General features: G+C 71.6%; 15 protein-coding genes. 7 read left to right on the top strand and 8 right to left on the bottom strand.

The window, feature by feature from the left end:
- Nucleotides 1-224: 224 nt before the first annotated feature.
- The 6 genes from DB32_RS13865 (at nt 225) to DB32_RS13840 (ending at nt 5,277) form a co-directional block, all read left to right on the top strand.
- Nucleotides 225-554, top strand: a complete 330-nt coding sequence (locus tag DB32_RS13865) for a hypothetical protein (RefSeq protein ID WP_240481198.1) — start codon at nt 225-227, stop codon at nt 552-554.
- Entirely contained in the window at nt 551-820 is a 270-nt protein-coding gene (locus tag DB32_RS13860; protein WP_275935473.1) for a DUF5985 family protein, read from the top strand. Before DB32_RS13865 ends, DB32_RS13860 begins: the two co-directional genes overlap by 4 nt.
- The gene (locus DB32_RS13855) at nt 817-1,086 is read left to right on the top strand and encodes a DUF5985 family protein (protein WP_053232940.1); all 270 of its coding nucleotides are present in this window, start codon (nt 817-819) and stop codon (nt 1,084-1,086) included. Before DB32_RS13860 ends, DB32_RS13855 begins: the two co-directional genes overlap by 4 nt.
- A gap of 200 nt (nt 1,087-1,286) precedes the next feature.
- Entirely contained in the window at nt 1,287-3,299 is a 2,013-nt protein-coding gene (locus DB32_RS13850; protein ID WP_053232939.1) for an FUSC family protein, read from the top strand.
- A gap of 74 nt (nt 3,300-3,373) precedes the next feature.
- Nucleotides 3,374-4,042, top strand: coding sequence for a TetR/AcrR family transcriptional regulator (locus DB32_RS13845; protein ID WP_053232938.1), 669 nt, complete (start codon nt 3,374-3,376; stop codon nt 4,040-4,042).
- 5 nt (nt 4,043-4,047) lie between these two features.
- Nucleotides 4,048-5,277 (top strand): oxygenase MpaB family protein, encoded by a 1,230-nt coding sequence (locus DB32_RS13840; protein WP_240481352.1) that lies wholly within the window; start codon nt 4,048-4,050, stop codon nt 5,275-5,277.
- Here the strand turns inward: DB32_RS13840 and DB32_RS13835 are convergent.
- The 7 genes from DB32_RS13835 to DB32_RS13805 form a co-directional block, all read right to left on the bottom strand.
- Nucleotides 5,255-6,907 carry an ABC1 kinase family protein gene (locus DB32_RS13835; RefSeq protein ID WP_053232936.1) on the bottom strand — a complete coding sequence of 551 codons (1,653 nt, stop codon included), beginning with the start codon at nt 6,905-6,907 and terminating at the stop codon, nt 5,255-5,257. The two genes, DB32_RS13840 and DB32_RS13835, sit on opposite strands and share 23 nt — an antisense overlap.
- Nucleotides 6,908-6,926: 19 nt before the next feature.
- Nucleotides 6,927-7,352 (bottom strand): hypothetical protein, encoded by a 426-nt coding sequence (locus DB32_RS13830; RefSeq protein WP_053232935.1) that lies wholly within the window; start codon nt 7,350-7,352, stop codon nt 6,927-6,929.
- A gap of 151 nt (nt 7,353-7,503) precedes the next feature.
- Nucleotides 7,504-8,385 (bottom strand): hypothetical protein, encoded by an 882-nt coding sequence (locus DB32_RS13825; protein ID WP_169791442.1) that lies wholly within the window; start codon nt 8,383-8,385, stop codon nt 7,504-7,506.
- Nucleotides 8,386-8,547: 162 nt separating this feature from the next.
- Nucleotides 8,548-9,369: an SDR family oxidoreductase gene (locus tag DB32_RS13820; RefSeq protein WP_053232933.1), complete on the bottom strand. Its 822-nt coding sequence runs from the start codon at nt 9,367-9,369 to the stop codon at nt 8,548-8,550.
- A gap of 61 nt (nt 9,370-9,430) precedes the next feature.
- Entirely contained in the window at nt 9,431-10,681 is a 1,251-nt protein-coding gene (locus tag DB32_RS13815; RefSeq protein ID WP_053232932.1) for a metal-dependent hydrolase, read from the bottom strand.
- Between the two features lie 15 nt (nt 10,682-10,696).
- On the bottom strand, nt 10,697-11,737 hold the full coding sequence (locus DB32_RS13810; protein ID WP_053232931.1) for a hypothetical protein: 1,041 nt from the start codon (nt 11,735-11,737) through the stop codon (nt 10,697-10,699).
- Nucleotides 11,738-11,784: 47 nt separating this feature from the next.
- A complete protein-coding gene (locus DB32_RS13805) occupies nt 11,785-12,675 on the bottom strand; it encodes an isoaspartyl peptidase/L-asparaginase family protein (protein ID WP_053232930.1) in 891 nt (296 codons plus the stop codon).
- 55 nt (nt 12,676-12,730) lie between these two features.
- Here DB32_RS13805 and DB32_RS13800 point away from each other — a divergent pair, with 55 nt between their 5' ends.
- Entirely contained in the window at nt 12,731-13,318 is a 588-nt protein-coding gene (locus tag DB32_RS13800) for a HEAT repeat domain-containing protein (protein WP_053232929.1), read from the top strand.
- Nucleotides 13,319-13,390: 72 nt separating this feature from the next.
- Here DB32_RS13800 and DB32_RS49510 read toward each other — a convergent pair whose 3' ends face one another.
- Nucleotides 13,391-14,608 (bottom strand): hypothetical protein, encoded by a 1,218-nt coding sequence (locus DB32_RS49510; RefSeq protein WP_053232928.1) that lies wholly within the window; start codon nt 14,606-14,608, stop codon nt 13,391-13,393.
- Nucleotides 14,609-14,697 lie beyond the last annotated feature (89 nt).

The raw sequence follows: 14,697 nt of genomic DNA, 5'->3' as shown, positions 1-14,697 counted from the left end.
TGCGGCCACAACCCCCGCCGGGGCGCGGGCGCACATCACTACTCCGGGGGGGGGTTGTGACCTGACTTCGGGTGCCCAGATCCGCGACACCTGTAGCAACCCGCACCATCACGCGGCCTCGGCCTCCGCCCCGGCTACCCCGCACATCCCCGGCAGCGGCTCCTTTCGTGGCATCTCCCATCGGCATCCCCGACGACGTCCATCGGTTCCTCGTCGAGCACATCGTGTCGGTCGAGCAGCTGGAGATCCTCCTTCTGTTGCGCGGCCACGCCGAGCGCGACTGGAACGCCGAGGAGGTCGCCAAGGAGCTCCGGATCGCGTCGATCTCGGCGGGCAATCGCCTCGCTGATCTGGCGGCGCGCGGCTTGCTGACCGAAGCGAGTCCAGGTCGCTTCCGCTACGCGCCCAACGATCCTGCGATGCACGCGGCGGTCGAGGGCCTCGCCAAGGTCTACCCGGAGCGCCGGGTGAGCGTCATCGAGATCATCTTCTCGAAGCCGAACGACGTCATCCGGACGTTCGCGGACGCGTTCAAGCTGCGGAGGGACAAGTGACGTCGATCGTGCCGGTCGTCGTGTACCTGCTGTGCGCGGCGACGAGCCTCACCTGCGCGGTCCTGCTCGTGCGCGGGTATCGCGGGAGCCGCTCGCGCCTGTTGCTCTGGAGCAGCATCTGCTTCGTGAGCCTCGCGCTGAACAACATCCTCCTCTTCGTCGATTTCCTCCTCGGGCCCAACTACGACCTCTCGCTGTGGCGCACCGTGATCGCCGCGATCGGGATGGCGATTCTGGTCTACGGACTGATCTGGGAACCGCGATGATCGAGCACCTCCGCGATCTGCTCTACGGTGCGCTCACGATGGCGAGCATCGTCGCGTCGCTCGCGTTCCTGCGCTTCTGGCGCGAGAGCCGTGATCGCTTCTTCGTGATGTTCTCCGCGGCGTTCGCGCTGCTCGCGGTGAACTGGGTCGCGGTCGCGTTCGTGCCCGCCGACTACGAGGCGCGCGCGCTCGTCTACCTCGTCCGCCTGAGCGCGTTCCTGATCATCATCGGCGCGATCGTCGACAAGAACCGCGCATCGCAGTGACGCCGCTCGCGCGCCAACGCGGCGCCCAGTCGAGGTGGACCTCGACTCGGGCACTGCGTCAGCCCCTTCCTTTCCGGAGGGCGCGTGCGGCGCGCCCTCCCCTCGTCGGGCAAAGCCCGCCGAGCCTCCCTCCCGCCCGAAACCCGAGACCCACTCGCGTCGAGGCTCGACGCGAGTGCTCTTCGGGCTAACTACGCTTCGTGCTCGCTGCGAGGTGGAACGCGCTGCGCGCGTGGGTCCCCGCGCCGGTGCTCGCGATGGCGCCGGACCTCCAGAAGGGCGTGCGCGCCGCCATCGCGACGCTCGTCCCGTTCCTCCTCGTCGACGTGACGCAGGACGAGGCGCTCGCGTGGACGGCGCTCGGCGGCTGGCTCGGCACGCTCGCCGATCCCGGCGGCACGCGTCGCGCGCGCGTGCAGCTCGTGGTCGCGTTCGGCGCGCTGGGCGCGCTCGGCATCGCGCTGACCGAGCCGATCGCGGGCATCGCGGAGCTCGCGGCGGCGACGCTGGGCGTCACGTGCTTCGGCGCCGCGCTGCTCGGCGCGCTCGGCGCGCCGGGCGCGACGCTCGGAACCCTCCTCGCGATCGTGGTGGCGATCGCGACCGCGCGGCCGAGCGCCTCGCCGCTGCGCGACGCTGCGTTCTTCGCGGCCGGCGCCGCGCAAGCGCTCCTGCTCTCGACGGTCGTCTGGCCGATCGGGACGCACGTCCCGCTGCGACGTGCAGTCGCTCGGGTGCAGGACGCGCTCGCCGCGTACGCGGATGCGCTGCGCGACGCGGGGCTCGCGGGCACGCCCGACGGAGACGCGTGGTGGTCGACGATCGCGCGCACACACCGCCGCGCGTGCCGTGCGGCGATCGAGGATGCGCGGGCGGTGGCGCTCGCTCTGCGCGCGCGGCGCGCGGGCACGATGGCGATCGGGAGCGGGCTTCGCGCGCTGCTCGGCACGGCGGAGCAGGAGCTCGTGCTGCTCGTGACGCTCGGCGAGGAGATCGAAGCCGCGCCGCTCGACGCGCGAGGCCCGCTCGCGTCGGCGCTCGCACGCGCCGCGGAGACCAACCGCGCGATCGCGTTCTCGATCGCGCGCGGTCTCGCGCCCGACGTGCCTCGCCCGGCGAGCACCGCGGGACGGCTCGACGAGCTCCTCCACGACGTGATCGAGATCGCCTCCACGATCGATCGTCCGCGCGAGGGCGCCGATCCGGATCTCGGCGCGCTGCCGGGAGGGCGCGGGGTGCGCGCGACGCTGCTCGCGTTCCGCGACGTGCTGTCACCGCGCTCGATCGTGCTGCGCCACGCCGTGCGCGTGGGATGCGCGGCGACGGTGGCCGCGTTCGTCGGACCGATCGTCTCGCCGGATCACGCGCACTGGGTCGCGGTCACGACGATCATCGTGGTGCAGCCCTACCCCGGCGCGACGTGGAAGCGCGCGCTCGAGCGCGTCGGCGGCAGCGTGCTCGGCAGCATCGCCGCGGTCGCGATCACGCTCGCGACGCACGATCCGCGCGTCATCGCCGCGCTCATGTTCCCGCTCTCCGTGGCCGCGGTCGCGACCCGACCGCGCAGCTATCGACTCTTCACGTTCTTCATCACGCCGGTCTTCGTGCTGCTCTCGGAGCGCTTCCCCGGCGACTGGCACGCCGCGCTCGAGCGCGCCGCGGACGCGACGATCGGCGGGCTGATCGGCGTCGTCACGGCGTTCGCGATCCTGCCCTCGTGGGAGCGCGAGCGCATGCCCGACGTGCTCGCGAGCACGCTGCGCGCCGTGACGTCCTACGCGCGCGCGACGTTCGATGCGTGGGTCGCTCCGCACGAGACGAAGCGTCCGCTCGACGAGGCACGACGCGCCGTGGCCATCGCGCTCGCGAACGCGGAGACCGCGCTCGAGCGCCTGCTCGCCGAGCCCGGACAGGACGTGCGCGAGGCGTCGCTCCCGCTCGACGTCGTGACCTACGCGCGCCGCATCTCCGGCGCGATGACCGCGCTCACGAGCACTGCGGTCGATCACCCGCCGCCGCCCTCGTCGGTGGGTGCGATCGCGGACTACGTCGTGACGTCGCTCGAGCGTATCGAGCGCGCGATCACCGCGCGCGAGCCGATCCCCGCGCTCCCCCCCGCGCCGCCCGTCGATCCCGCGCTCCCCGAGCCGATCCGCGCGCGCCTCGCGTCCGCGCTGCGCCACGTCGAGCTCCTCGCCGCATCCGGGACGTGACCCCGCGCCGCATCACCAAACCGTCAGGATTGACTGGAACTGGATCCGGAAACAGGATCAAGTGACGGTTTCAGATGACCTCGAGCGACGACCGCAGCCCGAGGAACGGACGACGCACCCAGGCCGAGCGCTCCGCGACCACGCAGAGCGCGATCCTGGAGGCGACGCTCGAGTGCCTCGTCGAGCTCGGCTACGCGCGCACCACGACGAGCGAGGTCGTCGAGCGCGCGGGCGTCTCGCGCGGCGCGATGCTGCACCACTACCCCGACAAGGCCTCGCTCGTCGCGGCCGCGGTCGCGTACCTGGTCGACAAGCGCATCGCCGAGCTGCGCGAGGCGCTCGAGCGCTTTCCGCAGGGCCCCGGCTACATCGACGCGATCGTCGATCACCTCTGGGAGCTCTTCTCGAGCCCGAGCTCGCAAGCCGTGCTCGAGATCACGCTCGCCGCGCGCACCGATCCCGAGCTCTTCGAGGTCTACGCGCCGCTCGCGCGCCGCTACGAAGAAGTGATCGCGCAGGCCTCGCGCGAGCTCTTCGCCGACCTCGCGCCCACGCCCGAGCTCTTCGAGGAGGGCCGGCGCGTGATCTTCCATCTGCTCCAAGGGCTCGCGCTCGCCGACCTCGTCCGCGAGGACGACCGCGAGTCGAAGCGTGTGCTCGCCTACTTGAAGCAAGGTCTCGCGCTCGTGAGCGCGGCGTCGTCGAAGGCGTCGGGCTCGCGGGAGAGGAGGAAGCGAACGTGACCACGATGCAGCTGGTGCCGCTCGTCCCCGAGGAGCTCCCGAGCCGCGTGCGGAACCTCGAGGAGATGCGGCGCATCCACGGCGCGTACGCGGACCTCTTCGTGCGCTGCTTCATGATCGGCGACCCGCTCGCCGACGCCGCGGTCGATGCGCTCGAGGCGCTCCCGCGCGCCGAGGGCAGGCGCGTGCTCGACGACGCGATCGAGCGCGGTGACTACGGCACCGCGCCGGCCGCGGTGCGCGCGCTGTTCGAGCACCTCGACGCGCCGCCCGCGTGGGTCGACGAGCACGAGCTCGCGCTCGGGGCGCGCACGTACCAGCGCACCGGCCTGTGCGGCCCGATGGTGCTCTCCGCGTTCTCGCTGATGCGCGGCTATCACTCGGCCGCCGCGGTGAAGCCGCTCGCGTTCACCGGACGTCTCGATCAGATGGCGCGGCGACGTCTCGCGGAGACGGGTCGTTTCCTCTTCGAGGTCTCGCAGGTCGGCGGCCTCCAGCGCGGGCGCGACGGCTGGAAGACGTCGGTGCGCGTGCGGATGGTGCACGCGCACGTGCGGCGCATGCTCGCGCGCTCGGATCGCTGGGACGCGCGCGCCTGGGGCGTGCCGATCAACCAGGCCGACATGGCCGCGACGTCGCTCTCGTTCTCGGTGTCGGTGCTCTACGCGACGCGCATCATGGGCTTCCGCTACACGACGGAAGAGGCCGACTCGTTCATCCGGCTGTGGCGGTACGTGGGGTGGCTGAGCGGCGTCGACGCCGCGCTTCTGCCTTCGTCGGAGCGCGAAGCGATGGACGTCGCGCACATGATCGACGACATGCAGCCGGGGCCCGACGCGGACTCGCTCGCGCTCGCGCGCGCGCTGCGCGAGGTGACGGGCAGCCGCAAGGATCGCCCGATCGATCAGCTCATCTCGCCGATCCTGCTGCGCTGGCACGACGCGATCACGCGCGCGACGGCGGGCGACGAGAAGGCCGACGATCTCGGCGTGCCCGACGGCTGGTTCCGCTATCTCGTGCCCGGAGGTCGGCTGATCATCGAGCCGATCGAGCGTGCGCGCGAGGCGATCCCCGGCGCGACGCGCCTGCTCTCGTGGGTCGGCAACCGCAGCCACGCGTTCGCCGTGCGCAAGGAGCTCGGAGGGCGCGAGCCCACGTTCGCGCCGCCGCGCACGATCCCGTTCGCGGATCGCTTCCCGATCCTCGCGAGAGCTACGGCCGCTTCTTCCGGCTGAGCCACATCGCGAGCACGGTGTGCGCGCCGCCCCAGGCGAGCGCCATCACGAAGAAGAGCCCGCTCGCGGTCCAGCTCCCCGCCGACGCGAGCCACGCGCTGCCCATCACCAGCGAGCCCACGACGAACCCGCTGTAGATGCGGCGCCCGATCACGTCGAACGCCTGCGTGAGCGACGGCTCGCGCACGCGCACCTCGAGCCGGCCGCGCCGCAGGTCCTCGAGGATCTCCTGCGCCTGCATCGGGAACTCGGTCGCCGCGCTCGAGATGCGCGCGACGCTCCGCAGCAGCTCCGGCAGCATGCGCTCGGGCGAGTAGCGGTTCGCGAGCAGCCGCAAGAAGTACGGCTTCATCTCCTCGTAGAGATCGAAGTGCGGCGCGATCTCCTTGCCCACGCCCTCGACCGTCATGATCGCCTTGCCGACCATCAGGAAGTCGGGCGGGATCTCGATGCCGTACTTCGTCGCGCCCTGCACGAGGTCGCGGATCAGCGCGCTCACCTGGATGTCCGCGAGCTTCTTGCCGAGGTACTTCTCGGCGAGCATCGCGACCTCGGCCTCGAACGCCTGGCGATCGACCTTCCGGGTCGGCGTTCCGATCGCGTAGAGCGCGTCCGCGATGCCGCGGTAGTCCTCCTGCACCGCGGCGACCATCAGATCGATCGTCTTGTCGCGGAGCTGCGGTGTCAGGCGACCGACGAGCCCGAGATCGATGAGGCCGATCACCGGCGCGTCCGCGACGCCCATCAGGATCACGTTCCCGGGGTGCGGATCGGCGTGGAAGAAGCCGTCCTCGAAGATCGACTTGATGATGATGCCGAGCGTCGCGCGCGTGATCTTCTCGGGATCGAAGCCCTGCGCGACCGCGTCGTAGACCTTGCGGCCCTCGAAGAACTCGAGCGCGAGCACGCGCTTTCCCGAGGCCTCGCGGTAGATCTTCGGGAAGCGCACCTCGGGGTGGCCCTCGAAGTTCTTCGCGAAGCGGATCGCGTGATCGGCCTCGAGCCCGAAGTCGAGCTCCGCGGTGATCGCGCGATCGAACTCGCTGACGAGCTTCACCGGCGAGTAGATGCGCGCGTCCGGGATCGAGCGCTCGACCGCTTGCGCGAGGATGTAGAGCAGCTCGACGTCGCGCTCGATGACGGTCTTGATGCCCGGCCGCTGCACCTTCACCGCGACCTGACGCAGCTGACCATCGCTCGTCCGCAGCTGTGCGCGATGCACCTGACCGACCGACGCGGACGCGAGCGGCACCGCGTCGAAGCTCTCGAAGATCTGCTCGAGCGGCGAGCCGAGGTCGCTCTCGATCTGCTCCTTGATCGCCTCGTACGCGACGGGCGGCACGCGATCCTGGAGCTTCTTCAGCTCGGTGATCACCTCGGGCGGGATCAGATCGGGGCGCGTCGAGACGATCTGCCCGAGCTTCACGAAGCTCGGACCGAGATCCTGGATCACGAGCCGCACGCGCTCGCCGACCGACTGGTTGTTGCGCGCCTCCGACTTGCCGACGACGAGCGAGCCGAGGCTCGTGCGCGCGACGATCTCGCCGAACCCGTGTCGCACCAGGACCGCGACGATCTGGCGGAGGCGATCGAGATCGCGGACCGCGCTCAGCAGCGTGGGCGGAGCCATTCGGGCGCCGAGCGTAGCATCACGGCTCCGGCAGCGGCGCTCGATCGGGCTCGACCCACACGCTGCGCGCATGCGCGCTCATCAAGCGCTCGCGCGTGTAGAAGCGCAGCGGCGCTTCGCGATCGAGCAGCGACGGAAAGGCATGCAGGAACGCCAGCGACGACGCGCACGCGCGCTCGCGACGCGCGGCGGCGACGAGCACGAGCCACACGCGCGTCAGCGTCTCGAAGTAGCCGCGCGCCGGCGTCTCCTCGAGCCCGTGCACCTCGTTCAGTCGGATGATCGCCGCGCGCATCCGCAGGTGCGCTTCGTCGAGCGACCATCGCGACAGGTGCAGCCACGCGACGCGCAGATGCGCGCGGTGCGTCCACTGCGCGTGCGTCAGCGTCTTGCCGGTGAACGCGGCCCACAGCGCCGCATCGTCGAGACCGTCGCTCGCGTCCATGCGCGAGCGCTTAGCACGCACGCTGGATCCGGGGCGCGGCGCCGTCGTCTGCCCCTGCACGACGGCGCCGCCCCGATCCGCCCCCCACGGAAGCGGCCGAGCACTGACGAGCGCGAGGTTCGCCCCCCTCCGCGCTCTTCCCGAGCGTCGATCAGCTCGGGCAGCTCGAGGCCACCGTGAACGTGCGCGTGGTGGAGTTGAAGCGTCCGGGCACCGGCGTTCCGTCCGCGCCGCGCAGCTCGAGCGAGATCGAGTGCTCGCCCTCCTGCAGGTTCTCGATCCAGTGCGGCACCCACTGCGTGATGTCGCCTTCCTGATCGTCGATGCGCCAGTGCACGCGGTTGCCCTCGGGCCCGATCTCGGTGTTCGTCAGGAAGAAGTCGAGCAGCACGCGCTCGCCCGCGGGGTTGCAGCCCTTCGGTCGCGAGTACGTGAGCAGCGGCTGCGTCGCGTCGAACTCGAAGCCCTCGGTGCGCGTGCGGTAGTGGAACATCACCGCGCCGAACGCGCCCGCGTCCTTCACGGACTCGTGGTGCCCGCGGCTCGGGAACATCCGCACGACGTGCGTGCCCTCGGCGAGGTCGTGCCCGAGGTGCTGCTGCGAGAGCGCGTTGAGATCGAGCGGCTGACCGACGTCGCGGATCGCGATGTACGGCTCGTCGTCGATGATCAGGTGCACGTGACGCCCCTGCGGCGCCTCGAGCGGCCAGTTCGTCACCTGCACGCGCACGATCGCGTTGCCGGTGCGGATCACCTGGTTGGCGCGCGGCTGCGTGATGCGCAGCGTCGGCGTCGCACCTTCGATCGGCGCGTGCTCGCCCGCGACCACCGTGACCGGCGGCGGCGCGGGCGGCGGCGCTTCTTCGGCGCCTGCGGTGCCCTCGCCTTCACCCGCGGCGAGGCCCATCTCGTCCGCGCTGCGATCCGTCTGCGTCGGGCTCGGTGACTCGGCGCGTCGCTCGCCGCCGCCGCACGCGATGCCCAGCATCAGGCAGAGGCAGAAGAGGCTCCCTGTGAATCGTGTCGCTCGCATTGTCCCTCGTGTGTCGTCTCGAGGTCGGGGCGGGACCGCGCGCCCCGACCTCACCTGGTTCCCCGGTCCTCCCGCGACAATGCCGTCGCGGCAAGTCAGGAAACGCGCTCGAGGGTGCTCGACGACCACCGAACGGGTCACTGCGCGAGCGTCACACCACGATCACACGAAGAAATCGGGCATCAGCGTCGCAGTCGGATCGATCGCGTACTCGCTGAGATCGGTCTTGCCCACCGACGCGAGCACGTCGTCGTCGATGAAGAAGTTGCCCGTGCACTCGCGGCTCGGGCGCGTGAGGATCACGTACGCCGCGTCGCCCATGATCTCCGGCTTGCGCGAGCCGCGGATCATGTCGTCGCCGCCGAGCAGGTTCTGCACCGCCGCCGTCGCGATCGTCGTGCGCGGCCAGAGCGCGTTGAACGCGATGCCGCGGCCGCGGAACTCGCCCGCCATGCCGAGCACGCACATGCTCATGCCGAACTTCGCCATCGTGTACGCGACGTGCGGCGCGAACCAGCGCTCCTCCATGTTGAGCGGCGGCGAGAGGTTCAGGACGTGCGGGTTCGACGACTTGAGCAGGTGCGGGATGCAGGCCTGCGAGCAGACGAACGTGCCGCGCGTGTTGATCGAGTGCATCAGGTCGTAGCGCTTCATCTGCGTGTCGGGCGTGCCCGTCAGCGAGATCGCGCTCGCGTTGTTGACGAGCACGTCGATGCCGCCGAACGTCTCGACCGTCTTCTGCACCGCCGCAGCGACCGCGTTCTCGTCGCGGATGTCGCAGGCGATCGGGAGCGCCTTGCCGCCCGCCTTCTCGATCTCCTGGGCCGCCGTGTAGATCGTGCCCGGCAGCTTCGGGTGCGGCTCGGTCGTCTTCGCGACGATCGCCACGTTCGCGCCATCGCGCGCGGCGCGAACGCCGATCGCGAGACCGATGCCGCGGCTCGCGCCGGTGATGAAGAGTGTCTTGCCCTTCAGATCCGCCATGACCTTCCCTTTCCCTCGATTCGCGCTCTCGATCGAAGAGAGACGAAGCGGCGGGAGCCTATCACTCGAGCAGATCGGACGCGCGCCACGGCGTCCACGGCGGCACGAAGCGCGGACACTCGCTCGCGCTCGGCGGCACGCGCGGGATCTCCATCTCGGCGAAGCTCTCGCCGCGCTCCCGGTCGTAGCGCGCGTCACCGAGCACGATCGCGGCGTCCGTGTCGACGACGAACGGCACCCGCGCGAAGCGCAGGAACGCCGCTCCGTCGCACCGGGCGGCGATCGCGCGTAGCGCGTCGAGCTCCGCGGTCAGCGTCGACTCGAGGTGCACCGCGCGATCGAGCTCGCGCGGCGCGCGCACCAGCGGCGCGGTCGTCTCGAGGCGCGGCATGCGCAGGCACGTCGAGACCGGCACGAGCTCGGGCCACGCGCTCACGCGCATCACGTGGATCGCGTAGCGTTCGCTCGCGCGATCGATCGACGTGACGACCGCCTCCCAGCACGGCGGCGCGGTCGGCATCGGCATGCGCGCGACGTCGACGATCTCCTCGCGCGGCGCTTCGCGCGCGAGCACCGCGCGCAGCTGCGCCTCGCCGCGCGCGCCCGAGACCGCGAACGTGACGAGCACGCCGAAACTGGCACTCAGTGCCACGATCGGGCGCCACCGCGCATCGACGCGCGCCGTCGCCGCGAGCACCAACGCGCCCACGATCGTCGTGCCGAGCGCGAACGGCCACGCGACGTACGACGCCGCGGCCCACGGGAGCGCGAGCGTGATCGCGAGCACCACGCCCCACGCGATGCGCCCCGTTCGCGAGCGCGTCGCGAGCATCGCCATCGGGATCGTCGCCGCGAAGAAGAGCGGCTCGACGATGAAGATCGAGTCCGCGGCGATCCACCGGTTCTCGATCGGCCAGAACGGGTGCACGCCGTAGTTGTTCGAGAAGTCGAGCCAGAGGTGCCCGACCGCCCCGACGAGCGCGAGCACGATCAGCCACGCGTGATCGGCGCGCGACCACGCGAGCTTCGCGCGGCGCGCCCAGATCCACGCGAGGACGAGCGGCAGCAGCGCCATCAGCGGCGCGAGCGCGAGCGTGTGGGTGTGCCCGCGGTGGTGCAGCAGGTACCCGAGCCTGCCCTCGGTGATCCACGAGTACGCGAAGTCGACGTCGGGCGCGTTGTGCGCGCCCGCGCTCACGAGCCACGCCGCGCGCGACCAGCGCGAATCGACCTCGTCACCGCGCGCGCGCCGCGCCTGGACGACCAGCTCCGCGCAGACGATCCCCGCGAGCGAGTGCGTCAGGTTGTCCAAGCGCGCGCGACCCGATCAGAGGCAGACCAGGAAGGGCACCTGGCACACCGCGGGCGCGCAGCAGTCGGCCGTCGTGGTGCACGCCGAGAGCTGCGGCGCGCACGATCCGGCGTCGACACGTCCCGCGTCGCGCGTGCCCGCGTCGCGCGGGCCAGCATCGCGCCCCCCGTCGACGCCCGCGTCGCGCACGGTCGTCTCGCACGGCCCCGAGTCGACCCATCCGCACGTCTCGCTGCACGTCTGCGCGCGCGTCTCGCCCGCTGCGCAGTCCGCGCGATCGCGCCGCGTGCCGCCAGGGACGCACTCACCGGTCTCGCCGGTGCACGCGCCACCGGTGTCCCACGCGCACGCGGTCACGCATCGCTCGGTGCGCGTCCCGCAGCGCCCGCACGGCACCGAGCGCGTGGTGCCCGCCTCGCACTCGCCCTCGCCGCTGCACGGGTCGTAGTCCCACACACCGTCGATCGTGCAGAAGCGCTCCTGCTCGCCGCACATCCCGCACGCGACGGTCTCCATCTCGCCCGGCGTCGTGCATCCGTCGTCCGCGCACTCGCCCGCCGCGACGTACGCGCACGAGTCGTCGCACTCGACGGGACGCGTCTGTCCCGGCGCGCATCCGTCCGACGAGCGCGTCTCGCTGCCCGGCGTGCACTCGCCCTCGCCGGTGCACGCGCCCGTCGCTTCCCACACGCACTCCGCAGTGCAGCGCGCGGTCTGCGTCCCGCACATCCCGCACGCGATCTCGTCGGTCGTGCCGGGCGCGCACTCGCCCGTCTCGCCCATGCACGGCCCGTAGGCCCACGTGCGCTCCGAGGTGCAGAAGCGCTGCGCGCGGCCGCACATCCCGCACGCGACGTCCTCGACCGTCCCCGGCGCGTCGCACGCCTCGGGCGCGCCCGCATCGAACGGGGCCTGCCCCGAGTCGGAGCGCACGATCGCGGCATCGATGCCGCCGGCGTCTTCGCCCCCGACCGCGTCGTCGTCGCCGCATCCTGGAACGACGACGATCATCATCGAGAGCACCACGAGCGAGAGACGACCGAACGACTGGTTCACGCGCGCGCCTCCGAAAAGCGAGCCCGATGATACGCCGAGCGCGCGCTTCAGTGCCCTGCCCCCGCGTCTTCACCCTCGCGCGCCACGCCGAAGCTCATCGTCGCGGTGTTGCGCGCGATCCCGATCTCGCCGCGCCCATCGACGACGATCAGCCCGCCGCTGCCCGACACGCGCGCGCCGAAGCGCTCGATCGACACGTCCGCCGCTTGCTGCGCGGTGAGCCCGGCGCGCAGCAGATCGCACGCGTAGCGCGTGAGCCCGAAGCGATGGATCGCCTCGCCCTGCCCGGTCGCCGACGCCGCGCCCGACTCGTCGTCGGCGAACGTGCCCGCGCCGAGGATCGGGCTGTCGCCCACGCGCCCCACGCGCTTGCCCACCATGCCTCCGGTGCTCGTCGCGGCGGCGACGCGGCCCTCGCGATCGCACGCGACCGCGCCCACGGTGCCGCCTGCCCAGCCGCGCTCGGCGCGCCCCGCGAGCACCGCGTCGAGCCGTTGTCGCGCCTTCGCGGTGATCATCGTCTCGGGATCCGCGGGCGCGAACCCGTGCGCGATCGCGAAGCGCGACGCGCCCTCGCTCGCGTAGAGCACGTGCCGTCCTTCCTCGAGCACTGCGCGCGCGATGCGGATCGGGTTGCGGAACGGAGGCAGCGCGCACACCGCGCCGCCGCGCATCGTCGTGCCCTCCATCACCGACGCGTCGAGCTCGATCGTGCCCGCCTCCGTGAGGCACGCGCCGGTGCCCGCGTTGTACTTCGAGTCGTCCTCGAGCACCTCGACCGCGCGCACCGCGGCCTCGAGCGCGGAGCCGGTCTCGAGCAGCACGCGCAGCCCTTCGGCAGCGGCCACGCGACATCCCTCCGCGTGCGCGGCGCGCGACGCCTCGGGCACGTCGCCCGCGCCTCCGTGGACCACCACCACCGGCGAGACGATCCTCATCGAGACGGAGTGTAGTCGCGTGATAGTCGTCGTGTCGGGGTGCGAAGGAGCGCGATTGAGCGACGACGAAGACGAGAATTCCGAAGAGTACGTGGTGCTGTACCCGCAGGTGACCCGCGAGGACTTCGAGCGCGTCGCGTCGGAGCTACGTCTGGTCCGACACCACGTCTACGAGCCCCAGGGCGACAAGGAGCCGTACGAGCAGGTCTGGGCCGACGAGGACCAATCGACCGCGGTCCACTACGTCGAAGATCCGATCTCGGGCACGCATCATCTGTGGGTGCGCGGCTACGACACGCCGGATCTCGCGGTCGATCTCGCGACGAGGCTGCTCTCGTACTACCCGGAGCAGCTGATCGAGCTGGCTCGCGACGCGAAGACCCACGACGATCGCGTGAAGGCGATCTTCCGGCTCGCCGCGGGCTTCCGCCGGTTCGATCCCGACGCGTTCGACGTGTTCGACGGATACGTCCGCCACACGCCGGATCCGCTGCTGCAGCGCGCGACGCTGAACGCGATCGCGATGGCGGGCTGGCCGGAGCTCGTCGAGCTCGTCGAGCGCGCGACGGCAGACGAGGACGAGCAGGTCCGACAGACCGCGACGCGACTGCTCGAGTACCTGCGCACGCGACGCGACGGATGAAACGAACGGGCCCGCGATCGACGTCGATCGCGGGCCCGCTATCAATTCCGTAGCGCTACGGATTCCGTAGCGTCAGCAGGCCGCTCCCTCGGGGATGCACGTGTACACCGCGCCCTCGGGCGCGAGGCACGCCTCGCACGAGTACCCCGACTCGCATCCCGCGCGACGACAGTCGGACGGGCGGCAACGATCCGCCTCGACGCACTCGCCCCAGCACACGCCGCTCACGCTGCGCACCTGGCCCTCGGGGCACGGACCGGGGAGCGCGTCGCACGCGACGAGGCTCGGATCGCACTCGACGTACCCGCCGCACGGACCGCTGCTGAACGCGCTCTGTCCGGCGGCCGCGGCGTAGCAGTCGTTCTGGTACGTCGTGCCGTCGCAGCCGCACACCGGCGCCGCGTCGATCGCCGCGCACGAGCTCGCGTCCGGACGATCGCGGCACACGCCCTGCGCGTCGAACGCGCCGCACATGTTCTCGAGCGTCCACGCGCAATAGCGACCTTCGCCGCAGTCGACGGGCTCGGGCGTGAGGCCGCCGCACGCGACCGTGCTCGGGCACTCGCGGTGCTCCCAGCCGCACGTGCCGTCCGCCGCGCGCAGGCAGCGGCCGGTGTTGCCGCCGATCGATCCGTCGGGGCACGTGATCGCGGGCGCACCGGGCGCAGGACCGCACTCCGCGGGCTCGCACGCGTCGCCGCGCGGGCAGTCGACGATCTCCCAGCCGCACGCGCCGGCGGCGTCGCGCAGACAGCGACCGGTGAAGCCACCGACGCGTCCGTCCTCGCAGATCCACGTCGCGACGTCCGGCGCGGCACCGCACTCGCTGCTCGCGCACGTGTCGTCGGGCTGTCGGCAGCACGCGCCGCCTTCGATGCCGAAGCTCACCGAGCCCATCGAGGGCGTGCCGTCGGGGCACCGGAAGTCCGCGCGGTGCGTGCGCCCGTCACCGGGATCGCCGACGACGAACCCGCCGCACGATTCGCACTGCTCGATGGTCAGCCGCGTCGATCCGTCGGCGGTCGGCGTGCACTCGGCGGGATCGGGATCGGGGCAGTCGCGGAACTCCCACGTGCACTGCGATCCGTCCGCCGCGGCGATGCAGCGCCCGGTGTTGCCGCCGAGCGAGCCATCCGAGCACATGATCGCGGGCGCACCCGATGCAGAGCCGCAATCCGCGGGATCGCAGGTCCCTCCGATCGGCACCGGATCGCCGCAACCGCGCGCGCCCATGAGCGCGGGCGCCAGGAGCAGGAGCGCGGGGCGCCACGTCGCCCACCGATTCGTCATACGCGTCATTCGTCCTCCCAAGCTGCTCTGAGGGGCCAATGACCGCGAGCCGCCGCGCCCGTCACACGAAGTGCACGTCGTTGCGCCGG

This window comes from Sandaracinus amylolyticus (assembly GCF_000737325.1).
Lineage (GTDB): Bacteria > Myxococcota_A > Polyangia > Polyangiales > Sandaracinaceae > Sandaracinus > Sandaracinus amylolyticus.
The sequence above is the reverse complement of the archived record's forward strand: the minus strand, read 5'-3'. Positions and strand labels throughout refer to the sequence as shown.

What these genes read in the sequence shown, in the direction of transcription:
- DB32_RS13835 (WP_053232936.1), bottom strand. Translation starts at nt 6,907, where the DNA reads ATGGCTCCGCCCACGCTGCTGAGCGCGGTCCGCGATCTCGATCGCCTC.
- DB32_RS13820 (WP_053232933.1), bottom strand. Translation starts at nt 9,369, where the DNA reads ATGGCGGATCTGAAGGGCAAGACACTCTTCATCACCGGCGCGAGCCGC.
- DB32_RS13840 (WP_240481352.1), top strand. Translation starts at nt 4,048, where the DNA reads ATGCAGCTGGTGCCGCTCGTCCCCGAGGAGCTCCCGAGCCGCGTGCGG.
- DB32_RS13855 (WP_053232940.1), top strand. Translation starts at nt 817, where the DNA reads ATGATCGAGCACCTCCGCGATCTGCTCTACGGTGCGCTCACGATGGCG.
- DB32_RS49510 (WP_053232928.1), bottom strand. Translation starts at nt 14,608, where the DNA reads ATGACGAATCGGTGGGCGACGTGGCGCCCCGCGCTCCTGCTCCTGGCG.
- DB32_RS13825 (WP_169791442.1), bottom strand. Translation starts at nt 8,385, where the DNA reads ATGCGAGCGACACGATTCACAGGGAGCCTCTTCTGCCTCTGCCTGATG.
- DB32_RS13845 (WP_053232938.1), top strand. Translation starts at nt 3,374, where the DNA reads ATGACCTCGAGCGACGACCGCAGCCCGAGGAACGGACGACGCACCCAG.
- DB32_RS13805 (WP_053232930.1), bottom strand. Translation starts at nt 12,675, where the DNA reads ATGAGGATCGTCTCGCCGGTGGTGGTGGTCCACGGAGGCGCGGGCGAC.
- DB32_RS13830 (WP_053232935.1), bottom strand. Translation starts at nt 7,352, where the DNA reads ATGGACGCGAGCGACGGTCTCGACGATGCGGCGCTGTGGGCCGCGTTC.